12 protein-coding genes are annotated in these 13,269 nt (G+C 70.1%); 5 read left to right on the top strand and 7 right to left on the bottom strand.

The window, feature by feature from the left end; genetic code table 11:
• Positions 1-17: 17 nt before the first annotated feature.
• Positions 18-284 (bottom strand): DUF4190 domain-containing protein, encoded by a 267-nt coding sequence (locus tag KBX08_RS12180; protein WP_196919730.1) that lies wholly within the window; start codon positions 282-284, stop codon positions 18-20.
• A gap of 200 nt (positions 285-484) precedes the next feature.
• Between KBX08_RS12180 and KBX08_RS12185 the strand changes: the two genes are divergently transcribed.
• Entirely contained in the window at positions 485-1,774 is a 1,290-nt protein-coding gene (locus tag KBX08_RS12185) for a DUF6350 family protein (RefSeq protein ID WP_210783381.1), read from the top strand.
• Positions 1,775-1,869: 95 nt separating this feature from the next.
• On the opposite strand, the gene KBX08_RS12190 is transcribed toward KBX08_RS12185, so the two are convergent.
• The gene (locus KBX08_RS12190; protein ID WP_210783383.1) at positions 1,870-2,424 is read right to left on the bottom strand and encodes a DUF4190 domain-containing protein; all 555 of its coding nucleotides are present in this window, start codon (positions 2,422-2,424) and stop codon (positions 1,870-1,872) included.
• 289 nt (positions 2,425-2,713) lie between these two features.
• On the opposite strand from KBX08_RS12190, the gene purN reads away from it, so the two are divergent.
• Positions 2,714-3,334 carry a phosphoribosylglycinamide formyltransferase gene (purN, locus tag KBX08_RS12195; RefSeq protein WP_091406347.1) on the top strand — a complete coding sequence of 207 codons (621 nt, stop codon included), beginning with the start codon at positions 2,714-2,716 and terminating at the stop codon, positions 3,332-3,334.
• Positions 3,331-4,902, top strand: a complete 1,572-nt coding sequence (gene purH / locus KBX08_RS12200) for a bifunctional phosphoribosylaminoimidazolecarboxamide formyltransferase/IMP cyclohydrolase (protein WP_210783385.1) — start codon at positions 3,331-3,333, stop codon at positions 4,900-4,902. The genes purN and purH overlap by 4 nt, the downstream gene beginning before the upstream one ends.
• Before the next feature lie 117 nt (positions 4,903-5,019).
• Here the strand turns inward: purH and KBX08_RS12205 are convergent, their stop codons facing one another.
• The 5 genes from KBX08_RS12205 to KBX08_RS12225 form a co-directional block, all read right to left on the bottom strand.
• The gene (locus KBX08_RS12205; protein WP_210783387.1) at positions 5,020-6,054 is read right to left on the bottom strand and encodes an ABC transporter ATP-binding protein; all 1,035 of its coding nucleotides are present in this window, start codon (positions 6,052-6,054) and stop codon (positions 5,020-5,022) included.
• Complete coding sequence (locus KBX08_RS12210) at positions 6,035-7,066, bottom strand: ABC transporter ATP-binding protein (RefSeq protein WP_210783389.1); 1,032 nt, start codon at positions 7,064-7,066, stop codon at positions 6,035-6,037. Before KBX08_RS12210 ends, KBX08_RS12205 begins: the two co-directional genes overlap by 20 nt.
• A 7-nt stretch (positions 7,067-7,073) precedes the next feature.
• Positions 7,074-8,030, bottom strand: coding sequence for an ABC transporter permease (locus KBX08_RS12215; RefSeq protein WP_145789084.1), 957 nt, complete (start codon positions 8,028-8,030; stop codon positions 7,074-7,076).
• A 42-nt stretch (positions 8,031-8,072) separates the two neighbouring features.
• A complete protein-coding gene (locus KBX08_RS12220) occupies positions 8,073-9,011 on the bottom strand; it encodes an ABC transporter permease (protein ID WP_091406336.1) in 939 nt (312 codons plus the stop codon).
• 197 nt (positions 9,012-9,208) lie between these two features.
• Complete coding sequence (locus KBX08_RS12225) at positions 9,209-10,810, bottom strand: ABC transporter substrate-binding protein (protein ID WP_210783391.1); 1,602 nt, start codon at positions 10,808-10,810, stop codon at positions 9,209-9,211.
• A 481-nt stretch (positions 10,811-11,291) separates the two neighbouring features.
• On the opposite strand from KBX08_RS12225, the gene KBX08_RS12230 reads away from it, so the two are divergent.
• Positions 11,292-12,152 (top strand): bifunctional methylenetetrahydrofolate dehydrogenase/methenyltetrahydrofolate cyclohydrolase, encoded by an 861-nt coding sequence (locus tag KBX08_RS12230; RefSeq protein ID WP_088950132.1) that lies wholly within the window; start codon positions 11,292-11,294, stop codon positions 12,150-12,152.
• 139 nt (positions 12,153-12,291) lie between these two features.
• A complete protein-coding gene (locus KBX08_RS12235; protein ID WP_112583765.1) occupies positions 12,292-13,242 on the top strand; it encodes a malate dehydrogenase in 951 nt (316 codons plus the stop codon).
• The last annotated feature ends 27 nt before the right edge of the window (positions 13,243-13,269 follow it).

Below are 13,269 nucleotides of genomic sequence, written 5' to 3' on the forward strand. Positions count from 1 at the left end.
CCCCTTCGGCGTACGCGTCAGTCGTTGTTCCAGAACGGGTAGTTGCCGGTCGAGCGCAGGATCGCCCCGCCGATGATGTTGATCACGCCGAACGCGATGGCGAGGTAACCGAGCAGCGGGGACTGCCCGTACCGCCGGGCGTCGCGGATGGACAGGTAGCCGAAGACGATGCCGAAGATGCCGCAGCAGATCAGCCCCAGCACGATGCCCAGCACGCCCCAGAGGGTGGTCCGGTCGCGTCCTCGGGCCGGTGGTGGTGGGGGAGGCGGGTATGGCGTCGTCACAGCGTCCTCCGAGCGGTCATGGGCGACGTGCCGGCCCGGACCGCGACCGGCGGGCCCGTCCCGGGTGGCGGCGACTCGCGCCCCCTCAGGGCCGAGGCTAGACCGGCCCGGGTGGGCAGGACGTCGGTTCGGTGAACTCGCCGACCTTAGGAGGGGTTAACGGACTGCCACCGCCCGCGCGACGTGCCAGAGTAGAGCGGATGTCCCCCGTCACCCCTGATCGTCCCAGCCGTCCCGGCGGTGTGAGCGCCGACGACCGGCCGGTCGACCGCGCCGCACCGGCCCGGCGGGTGCCCGCGCCTCGCGCGGGCGGGTCGCCGCGCGGGCGGGCGCCGTTGCCCGTCGCCGCCGGGGTGGCCGCCTGCTGGGCCGCCCTCACCTCCTACCTGCCGGTCGCCGTCGTGCTCGGCCTGGTGCAGCTCGGCGCGGACTCCACCACAGTGACCGGCACCCTGCGCACCGCGCTGGCCGGCTGGCTGCTCGGGCACGGCGTGCCCCTGCACACCGAGACCGGGCCACTCGGGCTCGTCCCGCTGGCGCTGACAGTGCTCGCGCTCTGGCGGCTGACCCGCGCCGGCGTGCACGTCAGCCGCGCGATCGGTGCTCGCGACACCCGCTCACCGCGCCGGGCACTGCTCGCCGCGGTAGCGGTCGGCATCGCGTACGCGCTGCTCGGCGCGCTCGCGGCGGTGCTGGTAGGCACGGGTGGGCCGAATGTGTCGCTGGTCCGGGCGGGCGCCACGTTCGCGGCGGTCGGCACACTCGCCGCGCTGGTCGGCGCGGTCCGGATCACCGCAGTGACCCGGCTGCTCGTCACCCAGCTTCCGTGCCCGGTGCGCGACGGGGTTCGCACCGGCCTGGTGGCCGGGCTGCTACTGCTCGGCGCGGGCGCGGGCGCAGCCGGCCTGGCGGTGGCCACCGGCGGCGGCGACGCGGCCGACATGATCGGGGCGTACCGGACCGGAGTCGCCGGGCAGGCCGGCATCACTCTGGTCAGCGTCGCGTACGCGCCCAACGCGGCGGTCTGGTCGACCAGTTACCTGCTCGGGCCGGGGTTCGCCGTCGGGACCGACACCGCGGTCCGTACCAGCGAGGTGTCGGTCGGCGCGCTGCCGGCCGTGCCGCTGCTCGCTGGCCTGCCGCGTGGCCCGGTGGACGGCTTCGGCACCCTGCTGCTCGCGGTGCCGGTGCTCGCCGGGATGGTCGCCGGTTGGCTGCTCGCCCGGCGGGTGGCTCGACTCGCCGTGCAGGAGCGGGCCGCGCAGCGCTGGGCCGAGTTGCTGGCGCCGGCGGTGCTGGCCGGGCCGGTGGCCGGGGTGGTGCTCGGGGCGGCCGCAGCGGTCTCCGGCGGGCCGCTCGGCGTCGGTCGGCTGTCCCAGGTCGGGCCGGTGGGTTGGCAGGTCGGGGCGGTGGCGGCCGGTGTCATAGCGGTCGGCGCGCTGCTCGGCGCCGCCGCCACCCGGGCGCTGAGCCGCGGTCCCGCGCAGTAGAGCCGCCACCCGGGCGCTGACCTGTCGACCCGCGCTGTAGACGAGCGCGGGGCGCCCCGGGTGGAACCCGGAGCGCCCCGTCGAATCTGAGCCCGTCAGGGCTGGGTGGGCAGGTTGACCTGCGCCACGACGCTCAGGATGAGCAGCAGGATGCCCAGCCCGACGCCAACCGCGCCGCAGATCAGACCGGCCTTGGCCTGGCCGGCGTTGTTGGCCTGGCCCTGGGCCACCTTCTGCTTGGCGAGGTAGCCGGTCACGATGCCCGCGATGCCGACCGGGATGCCCAGGTAGAGGCAGCAGATCAGCGGGATCGACGCGATACCGAGGATCATCGACACCAGGCCGAGGGTGTTGTTCTGCCCCTGTGCCTGCGGGTACCCGGCGTTCGGGTAGGTCGGGCCGGCGCCGTACGGGGGCTGCTGCTGCGCGTACGGGTCCTGGTACGGCGGCTGCTGACCGTACGGCTGCCCCGAGGTGGGCTGCTGACCGTACGGGGCCTGCGGCGCGGCGTACGGGTCCTGCGGCTGCTGACCGTACGGCTGGCCGGAGGTGGGCTGCTGGCCGTACGGGGCGGCCGGCGGCTGGGGAGCGGTCGGGTCCTGGTTGGGCTGCTGGCCGTACGGGTCCTGACCGGGGTTACCGGGCTGCATTCGAGAAGCTCCTTGGACTGGTTCCGTCAGTTGGTGCTCTTTGTTTCCATCCATGATCGCGGTCAGTCCTCCCAAAGCCCAGTACAGCAACAGGACGACATGTCTCCCAAAGCAGGCAAAAGGCCCTTGTCAACCGCTTGGTGTGCCGGATCAGGGGCGGTGTGTGGGCCGGCGCGGCGTTCGGCCCGAGCGAGCGGCAGCGTACCGGGTCGACGCACGTCGGCACTGCCGAAGATCGGCGTACCGCCCAGTCGAAGGGTGTCCCTGACCTGCCCGATAGGGTGGCCCGGTGACCGAGCCCGCGCCTGTCGCCCGCATCGTCGTCCTCATCTCCGGCTCCGGGAGCAACCTTCAGTCGCTGCTGGATGCCGCCGCCGACCCCGCGTACGGCGCACAGGTCGTCGCGGTCGGCGCGGACCGCGACGGCATCGCGGGCCTGGACCGGGCCGACGCGGCGGGGGTGCCGACCTTCGTCGAGCGGGTCCGCGACCACGACACCCGGGAAGACTGGGACCGCGCGCTCACCGCGCACGTCGCGAAGCACCAACCCGACCTGGTCATCTCCGCCGGTTTCCTCAAGCTGGTCGGCCCGCACTTCCTCGCCGCCTTCGGTGACCGCTACCTGAACACCCACAACACGCTGCTGCCGGCGTTTCCCGGCATCCACGGCCCGCGTGACGCCCTCGCCTACGGCGTGAAGCTCACCGGAGCCACCCTCTTCTTCGTCGACGCCGGCATGGACACCGGGCCGATCGTCGCGCAGGTCGCGGTGCCGGTGCTGGACGACGACGACGTCGACACGCTCACCGAGCGCATCAAGGAAGCCGAGCGACGCCAGCTCGTCGAGCAGGTCGGTCGGCTGGTCCGTGAAGGCTGGACCATCACCGGAAGGAAGGTCACGGTTCCGTGAGTCCCACTCAGGACGGGCGCCGCCCGATCAGGCGGGCGCTGGTCAGCGTCTACGACAAGACCGGGCTGGTCGAGCTGGCTCAGGCCCTGCACGCGGCCGGTGTGGAGATCGTGTCCACCGGCAGCACGGCGGGCACCATCGCGGCAGCCGGGGTGCCGGTGACGTCGGTGGAGACGGTGACCGGGTTCCCCGAGGTGCTCGACGGCCGGGTGAAGACCCTGCACCCGAAGGTGCACGCGGGTCTCCTCGCGGACCTGCGCAAGGACACGCACCTGGCCCAGCTCGACGAGTTGGGCGTGGCGGCGTTCGACCTGCTGGTCTCCAACCTCTACCCCTTCCAGGCGACCGTCGCCTCCGGCGCCGACGTCGAGGAGTGCGTGGAGCAGATCGACATCGGTGGTCCGGCCATGGTGCGGGCCGCCGCCAAGAACCACGCCTCGGTCGCCGTGCTCACCGACCCGGCCGGTTACCCGGCGTTGCTCGGCGCGCTCAGCGAGGGTGGCTTCACAATGGCCCAGCGTCGTGCGCTGGCCGCCCGGGCGTTCGCCGACATCGCCGAGTACGACGTCGCGGTGGCCCAGTGGTGCGCCCAGGAGTTGGCACCCGCCGACGACTGGTGGCCGCAGTTCGCGGGGCTGGCGCTGCGCAAGTCGACAGCGCTGCGCTACGGCGAGAACCCGCACCAGCCCGCCGCGCTCTACACCGACCCGGACGCCCCGGCCGGGCTGGCCCAGGCCGAGCAGCTGCACGGCAAGGAGATGTCGTACAACAACTACGTCGACGCTGACGCCGCCTGGCGGGCCGCGAACGACTTCTCCGACCAGCCGGCGGTGGCGATCATCAAGCACGCCAACCCGTGCGGCATCGCGGTCGGCGCGGACGTCGCCGAGGCGCACCGCCGGGCGCACGCCTGCGACCCGGTGTCGGCGTACGGCGGTGTCATCGCTGTCAACCGGTCGGTCTCGGTCGAGTTGGCCCGGCAGGTCGCCGAGATCTTCACCGAGGTGGTGGTCGCCCCCGGCTTCGACGAGGGCGCGGTCGAGGTGTTGCAGGGCAAGAAGAACATCCGGCTGTTGCGGGCACCGGCCTGGAAGCCGGCGCTGGTGGAGTTGCGGCCGGTGACCGGTGGTGTGCTGGCCCAGGTCGCCGACCGGGTGAACGCCCCCGGCGACGACCCGGCGAGTTGGCAGTTGGTTACCGGCGAGGCCGCCGACGAGGAGCTGCTGCGGGACCTCGCGTTCGCCTGGCGGGCGGTCCGCGCGGTGAAGAGCAACGCGATCCTGCTCGCCAAGGACGGCGCCACCGTCGGCGTGGGCATGGGTCAGGTCAACCGGGTCGACTCGGCGCAGCTCGCGGTCAGCCGCGCCGGCGCCGACCGGGCCCGCGGCTCGGTCGCCGCCTCGGACGCGTTCTTCCCGTTCGCCGACGGCCCGCAGATCCTCATCGACGCCGGTGTCCGCGCCATCGTGCAGCCCGGCGGCTCCATCCGCGACGAAGAAGTCATCGAAGCGGCCAAGAAGGCCAACGTAACCATGTACCTAACCGGCACCCGCCACTTCTACCACTAACCCCACCCCGGCTCCCCGTCCCACCGGCGCTCGACCCCGGCGATCATGAAGTTGTTGCCCTGCACGTCGGCGTGTCTGGGCAACAACTTCATGATCAACCGCAGGGGTCCGGCGCGGTCAGGCCGGGGTGGGGCGGAGTTCGGCGAAGTGGCAGGCGGAGGGGTGGGGGTCGGCTGCCCGCGGGACCGTCGCCGGGTCTTCGACGGCACAGATGTCCTGGGCCTTCCAGCAGCGGGTCCGGAAGTGGCACCCGCTCGGCGGGTCGGCCGGGCTGGGCACGTCGCCGACCAGCCGGATCATGTTGCGCTGGTCGCGGGCCTCCGGGTCCGGCACCGGCACGGCAGAGAGCAGAGCCTGGGTGTACGGGTGGGTGGCCCGCTCGTAGATCTCGTCCTCGGTGCCGATCTCGACGATCCGGCCGAGGTACATCACCGCGACGCGGTCGGCGATGTGCCGCACCACCGACAGGTCGTGCGCGATGAAGATGTACGAGAGCCCCAGCTCGCCCTGCAACTGCTTGAGTAGGTTGATCACCTGGGCCTGGATGGAGACGTCGAGCGCCGACACCGGCTCGTCACAGACGATCACCTCGGGCTTCAGCGCGAGGGCGCGGGCGATGCCGATGCGCTGACGCTGACCGCCGGAGAACTGGTGTGGGTACCGGTTGATGTGCTCCGGGTTGAGCCCGACCAGGTCCAACAGCTCCTGGACCCGCTTGGCCTTGCTGCCCTTCGGCGCGGCATCCGGGTGGATCTCGAACGGCTCGCCGATGATGTCGCCGACGGTCATCCGCGGGTTCAGCGAGGTGTACGGGTCCTGCATCACCATCTGCATGTTGCGGCGCAGCCGGCGCAGCTCAGCCCCGGAAGCCTTGAACAGGTCCTTGCCCTCCAGGGTGGCGCGTCCGGAGGTGGGCGTCTCCAACCGCATCAGCAGCCGGGCGAGGGTGGACTTGCCGCAGCCGGACTCGCCGACCACGCCGAGCGTCTCACCCCGACGCAGCTCGAAGCTCACCCCGTCGACGGCCTTCACCGCCCCGATCTGCCGCTGGAACAGCACGCCCTGAGTGATCGGGAAGTGCTTCACCAGGTTGTCGACGGAGAGGATGGTCTCGCCGCGGACCTTGGTGGGGTTAGCGGGCGACGCTGTCATCACGGACCTCCTGCGCGAAGTGGCAAGCGCTGGTCCGGCCGTCGCCGAGGACCAGGTCGTGCGGCACCTCGTCCACGCAGACCTGCTGGACGTACGGGCACCGGGGGTGGAACGGGCAGCCGGACGGGATGCGCATCAGGTTCGGCGGCAACCCCTTGATCGTCGACAGTTCCTGGCCGCGAACGTCCAGGCGCGGGATCGACTCCAACAACCCCTTGGTGTACGGGTGGGCGGGCGCCTTGTAGAGCGAGCGGACGTCGGCGTGCTCGACGATCCGGCCGGCGTACATGACAGCGATCCGGTCCGCGACACCGGCGACCACACCCAGGTCGTGGGTGATCAGGATCATCGCCATGTTGAGTTCCCGGCGCAGGTCGGCCAGCAGGTCCATGATCTGGGCCTGCACTGTCACGTCGAGGGCCGTGGTGGGCTCGTCGGCGATCAGCACCTTCGGGTCCAGCGCCAACGCCATGGCGATCATGACGCGCTGCCGCATGCCGCCGGAGAACTGGTGCGGGTAGTCGCCGATCCGCTTGGCGGCACCCGGGATCTTGACCAGGTCCATCAGCTCGACGGCCCGACGTCGAGCGTCGGCCCGGGACATGCCGGCACGCTGGCGCAGCGTCTCACCGATCTGCCAGCCGACCGGGAAGACCGGGTTGAGGGCGGAGAGCGCGTCCTGGAAGATCATCGCGATCTCCTTGCCGCGTACCTGCCGGCGTTGCTCCTCGGAGCGGGTGAGCAGGTCCTCACCCCGGTAGAGGATCTGGCCGGAGCGGACGAACGCGGGCGGGGTGTCCAGGATGCCCATGATCGCCTGGGCGGTGACCGACTTGCCCGAGCCGGATTCGCCGAGCACGGCAAGGGTCTCGCCGGCGTCCAGGTGGTACGACACACCGTTGATCACCCGGGCGACACCTTCGTTGGTGCGGAACTCGACGTGCAGGTCCCGCAGCTCCAGCAGGTGACCGCCCTCAGGTGTGGCAGAGGCGGGAGTTGGATTGACGGTCATGGTGTTCTCACCGCAGCTTCGGGTCGAAGGCGTCACGGATCGCGTCGCCGAGCATGATGAACGCCAGCACGGTCAGCGCCAGGAAGGCCGACGGGACGATCAACGGGGTGGCCGCCTCCCGCATGTGGATCCGGCCGGTGTCGATGTCCTGGCCCCACGAGATGGTGGGCGCCTTCAGGCCGATGCCGAGGAAGGACAGCGTCGCCTCGGCCGCGATGAAGGAGCCGAGCGCGATGGTCAGTACGACGATCGCCGGGGCCAGCGAGTTCGGCAGGATGTGCCGCCACATGATCCGGCTGTTGCCGGCGCCGAGCATCCGGGCCGCCGCGACGTAGTCCTGCTCCTTCGCGGTGATCACCGAGGACCGGACCACGCGGGCGGCCGTGGTCCAGCCGAGGAGAGCCAACACGAAGACGACAGCGCCGATCCGAGCCGCCTGGCTGTCACTGGACACCCGCTTGAGCAGCACGATCGCGGCCAGCAGCAGCGGAATGCCGAGCACCACGTCGATCACCCGGGAGAGCACCGCGTCGACCCAGCGGCCGAAGTAACCGGCCAGCATGCCGACCACCAGCGCGATGATGCCGGTGCCCAACGCGGCGAGCGCACCCACCAGCAGCGACGCCCGGGTGCCGTAGACCGCCCGGGAGTACGTGTCGCAGCCCTGGAAGTCGTACCCGAAAATGGCCCCGCCGGACGGCCCGGCGTGCTGCCGGGAGAGCAGGCAGTCGTTCGGGTTGTTGGCCGTGAAGACCCCCGGGAGCAGCGCCATCAGGGTGAAGATGACGACCAGTGCCAGCGAGATCCAGAAGATCGGGTTGCGGCGCAGGTCGCGCCAGGCGTCCCCGGCCAGGCTGCGGGGCTTGTTCGCGGCGCCGACCTGATTGGGCGTGCCCGGCTCCCCCGAGGGGCCACGTCGCGCGGCCTGGTTCTCGGTGGCCGCCACGGTCTCAAAGTCACTCATGCCTGCACCTCGCTGCGCTCGGCGCCGGCACTGTCGCTGCGCTCACTCATAGCGGATCCTCGGGTCGAGTACGGCGTACAGGACGTCCACCACCAGGTTCGAGACCAGGTAGACCACGACGAGCACGCTGACGATGCCCACCACCAGGGGGCCGTCCTCGGTGCGGATGCCGCGGAAGAGGTTGAAGCCCACGCCGGGGATGTTGAAGACGCCCTCGGTGATGATCGCGCCGCTCATCAGGTTGCCCAGTTCCACACCGAGGAAGGTGACCACCGGGATCAGCGAGTTGCGCAGCACGTGGACGACGACGATGCGCCGCTTGACCAGACCCTTGGACCGGGCGGTCCGGACGTAGTCGGCGCGCAGGTTCTCCGCCACCGAGGCCCGGGTGAGTCGCAGGGCGGTCGCCAGCGACAGCGAGCCGAGCACGATGCCCGGCAGCAGGAGCGCGTAGAACGTCGGGTCGGAGCCGGCGGTGGGTGGGAAGAGCTGCCACTTGACGCCCAGGAAGTACTGCGCCAGCGGCGCCAGCACGATGGTCGGGATGCCCAGCACCAGCAGGGTCAGCACCAGCGTCGAGTTGTCGAAGATGCTGGCCCGGCGGATCCCGGCGAGCACCCCGGCGGTGACGCCGAAGATGATCGCCACGGCGAGCGCGATGAGCGCGAGCCGCACGGTGACCGGCCAGGCCTGCTGGAGGATGTCCCCGATGCTCCGACCGGTGAGCGACTCGCCCAGGTTGCCCTGGAGCAGGTCCTTCACGTAGTCGAAGTAGCGGTAGAAGAAGCCGCCGACGCCCGTCTGATCCAGGTTGTACTTCTCGGTCAGGTAGGCCCGTTGGGCTGGCGTCACCGGCCGTTCGCCGGCGAGCGCCTGGATCGGGTCGCCCTGCCCGGCGAATGTCAGCGCGTAGACGATCAGGGTGGTCCCGAAGAACGCCAGGACCATCTGCAGTAGGCGCCGCAGGATGTAGCGGAACATGCTTAGCAGTCTCTCCGGAAATGTGCGAAAGGGTCGCAGGACGGCATCTCTGGTCGTACCCGAAATATCCGAGACGTGCCGTCCGGCCCGGGGGAGCCGGCACCACCGACGCCGGGCACGCTGCTGCGGCCCGGCCCCGGTGGTGCGGTCCGGGCCATCCGGGCGTCGTCGCCCGGATGGCCCGCACCATGGTCAGCTCAGCTGGCTGCTTCGATCTTGACGAGGTTGACCCGCTGGAACAGGTCCATCTCCACGTTCTTGACCTTGGACGAGTGGCCGAACACGTTCTCGCCGAAGCGGAGCGGGATCACCGGCATGTCCTTGGCCAGGATGTCCTCCGCCTGCTGGTACTTGGCGATCGCCTCGTCCTGCGTCTTGGCGGCGGAACCCTCCTTGACCAGCTTGTCGAACTCCGGGTTGCTGTAGCCGTAGTAGTTCGACGAGCCGTTCGTGCTGTACAGCGGGCCGAGGTAGTCCTCCATGGTCGGGTAGTCCATGACCCAACCCATCCGGAACGCACCCACCGGCGTCTTCTTCTCGACCTTGGTCAGCAGGTCGGCGAACTTCGGCTCGGCCGAGCCGACCGCGTCGACGCCCAGGTTGGCCTTGAGCTGGTTGACAGTGGCGTCGACCCAGTCCTTGTGCCCGCCGTCGCCGTTGTACGAGATGACGATCTTCGACGGACCGCCGGCGGCCTGGTAGAGCTTCTTGGCCTCGGTCGGGTTGAACTCGGCGGCCTTGCCCGCGGTGTTCTCCCGGTAGCCCGGCAGGACCGGCGAGACGAACGAACGCGCCGACGTCTGCGAACCCTTGAAGACCGACTTGGTGATCTCGTCACGGTCGATCGCCATCGAGATGGCCTTGCGCACGTCCGGGCTGCTGTAGTCCTTGTCGAACGTCGGGAACGCGAGGAACTGGAACGACGACATCGGGCTGGTCCTGTACCGGTCACCCAGGTCGCTCGGCGCGGTGCTCAGGCTCTCGGTCGGGATCGTGGGCAGCACGTCCAGGTTGTCCGCCAGGACGTCCGCGTAGGCCGCGGTGAGCTGCTGGTAGATCCGGAACTCGATGTTCTTGACCTTGGGCTTCTCGCCCGGGTACGCGTCGTAGCGCTCGACGTCGATCTTGCTGTCGTGCTGCCAGGTGCCCTTCATCTTGAAGGGGCCCTGCCCGATCGGCGCCTGCTCGTAGGAGTCCTTGAGCACGCCCGGGGCCGAGAATGCGGCGTCCGGCATCGGGTAGAACGAGGTGTAACCGAGCACCGTCTTGAAGTCGATGTACGGCTCGGAGAGCGTCACGGTGAAGGTGAGGTCGTCGACCTTCTTCAGACCGGACATCTCCTTGGCCTTGGGCGTCTTGCCCTGCAGGTCCGCGTAGCCAGCGATCTTCTCGAAGAAGTAGTTGCTGTCCTGACCGTTGGGGGCGTACGCGCCGTAGTTCCACGCGTTGACGTAGTCCTCGGACGTGACCTTCTCGCCGTTGTGGAAGGTGAAGCCGTCCTTGAGCTTGATCGTCCAGACCTTGTTGTCGGACGAGGTGATCGACTGCGCTGCGACCTCGTACGGCTTGTTCTGGGCGTCGTAGTCGACGAGCGGGCTGAACAGGCCGGTGAGCACCTGCGCGCCGGACACCTCGGTGGTGTTTGTGGGAACCAGGTGCTTCGGCTCGGCGATCTGAATGCTGACCACCGAACTGTCGCTGCCACCGGATCCACCGTCTCCGCCGCTGCCGCAGGCCGCGAGGCCCAGCGTCACCGCGAGCGGGAGGGCGGTCCAGGCGGCGAGTCTACGAACTCGCATTGAGCCTCCTCATCTCCTCACGCTGCGCAGTCAGGCCCGACGCTGGGTTACGCTGCGCAACAAGCGGTAACGGTAGGTCGGCGACGGGCCTTCGACAACGACGCGGTTGCGAGTGAGTAACGGTCCGGGGGTGCCCCTCTTGTCGGGGACGAGCGAATCTGCTAGCCCAGGCCGGGTTTAGCGGCGGTGGCCTGCGGAAATCGCGATGGTTGACGGCGCGTTTGGCCCCGCTCGGCCGTCCCAGCGCCGCCTGGGGCAGGCGTCCGGTCTCCGCAGTACCGACTCGGCCTGTCTGGTTCGACCGTGATCGAACCCACAGATCGTCACCGAAAGTGACTAGCAACACCTCACACACGGTTACCCCAGCGGCGGTCACCCCACCGTGGCCGGCCGGCCCGATGACCGCCCCACCGAAGCGGGCGGCGGACGGCCCGAGCGAGGTCGTCTGATCCGCAGGCGGTGGCCGTGAGACGATCTGGTCGTGACGGCGACGCTTCTGGACGGCAAGGCAACCGCAGCGGAGATCAAGGACGAGCTGCGCATCCGGGTGAAGGCACTCGCGGAACGCGGCATCACTCCAGGGCTCGGCACGGTCCTGGTCGGGGCGGACCCGGGCAGCCAGGCGTACGTCAACGGCAAGCACCGCGACTGCGCCGAGGTGGGCATCGCCTCGATCCGCCGCGAACTGCCTGCCGACGCCACCCAACAGCAGGTCGACGACGTGCTGGCCGAGCTGAACGCCGACCCGGCGTGCCACGGCTACATCGTTCAGCTGCCGCTGCCGGCCCACCTGGACACCCAGCGGGTGCTGGAGTTGATCGACCCGGACAAGGACGCCGACGGCCTGCACCCGGTCAACCTGGGTCGGCTCGTGCTCGGCTACGACGGTCCGCTGCCGTGCACGCCGCGCGGCATCGTCGAGTTGCTCCGCCGGCACGACGTGGCGCTGCGCGGGGCCACCGTCGCGGTGGTCGGTCGCGGCAACACGGTTGGCCGACCGCTCGGCCTGCTGCTCACCAGGCGCAGCGAGAACGCCACTGTCACCCTCTGCCACACCGGCACCCTCGACCTCGCCTCGCACACCCGGGCCGCCGACATCGTCATCGTCGCGGCCGGCGTACCGGGTCTGCTCACCGCCGACATGATCAACCCCGGCGCTGTGGTGGTGGACGTCGGCATCACCCGCGTGATCGGCGCGGACGGCAAGGGCCGCTACACCGGCGACGTGGACCCGGAGGTGGCCGAGACGGCCGGCGCGCTGGTCCCCATGCCCGGCGGCGTGGGCCCGATGACCCGGGCCATGCTGCTCACCAACGTCGTCGAGCGCGCCGAGCGCGGCTGACCCGCACATCGGCGGCGCCGAACCAGGACGGCGGTGACGTTCGCCCCATCCCGGCGATGGCCGCCGCCCCTGGCCTGATCGGTGCCAGGATGACTGATACGGTCCGGAAAACCGACTGGTATCAGGGAGTGGGACGACCATGGGTAAGAAGGTCACTGTCGTCGGGGCTGGCTTCTACGGCTCCACCACCGCACAGCGCCTGGCCGAGTACGACGTCTTCGACACCGTAGTGATCACCGACATCGTGGAGGGCAAGCCCGCGGGCCTCGCGCTCGACCTCAACCAGTCCCGGGCCATCGAGGGCTTCGAGACGAAGGTGGTCGGCGTGACCACCGGCCCCAACGGTGAGGGCTACGAGAGCATCGAGGGCTCCGACGTCGTCGTGATCACCGCTGGTCTGCCGCGCAAGCCCGGCATGAGCCGGATGGACCTGCTGGAGACCAACGCCAAGATCGTCCGCCAGGTCGCCGAGAACGTCGCCAAGTACGCCCCGAACGCCGTCGTCATCGTGGTCTCCAACCCGCTGGACGAGATGACCGCGCTGGCCCAGCTCGCCACCCAGTTCCCGAAGAACCGGGTGCTCGGCCAGGCCGGCATGCTCGACACCGCGCGGTTCAGCAACTTCGTCGCCGAGGCGCTGAACGTGCCGGTGGCCTCGGTCCGCACGCTGACCCTGGGCTCGCACGGCGACACCATGGTCCCGGTGCCGTCGAAGAGCACCGTCAACGGCAAGCCGCTGCGCGACGCCATGCCGGCCGAGCAGATCGAGGAACTGGTCGTCAAGACCCGCAACGGTGGCGCCGAGGTGGTCGCGCTGCTCAAGACCGGGTCGGCCTACTACGCCCCGTCCGCCGCCGCGGCCCGGATGGCGAAGGCCGTCGCGGAGGACTCCGGCGAGGTCATGCCGGTCTGCGCCTGGGTCGACGGCGAGTACGGCATCTCCGGTGTCTACCTGGGTGTCGAGGCCGAGATCGGCGCCGAGGGCGTCAAGCGGGTCGTCGAGACCGACCTGGACGCCGACGAGCGCGCCAGCCTCCTGGAGGCCGCCGAAGCCGTCCGCGCCAAGCAGGGCGACATCTCCAGCATGTAGTTCCCCCGAACCACAGCACCAGCGAAG

Origin of the sequence: Micromonospora sp. H61, assembly GCF_018070325.1 — a bacterium.
GTDB classification, from domain to species: Bacteria; Actinomycetota; Actinomycetes; order Mycobacteriales; family Micromonosporaceae; genus Micromonospora; species Micromonospora salmantinae.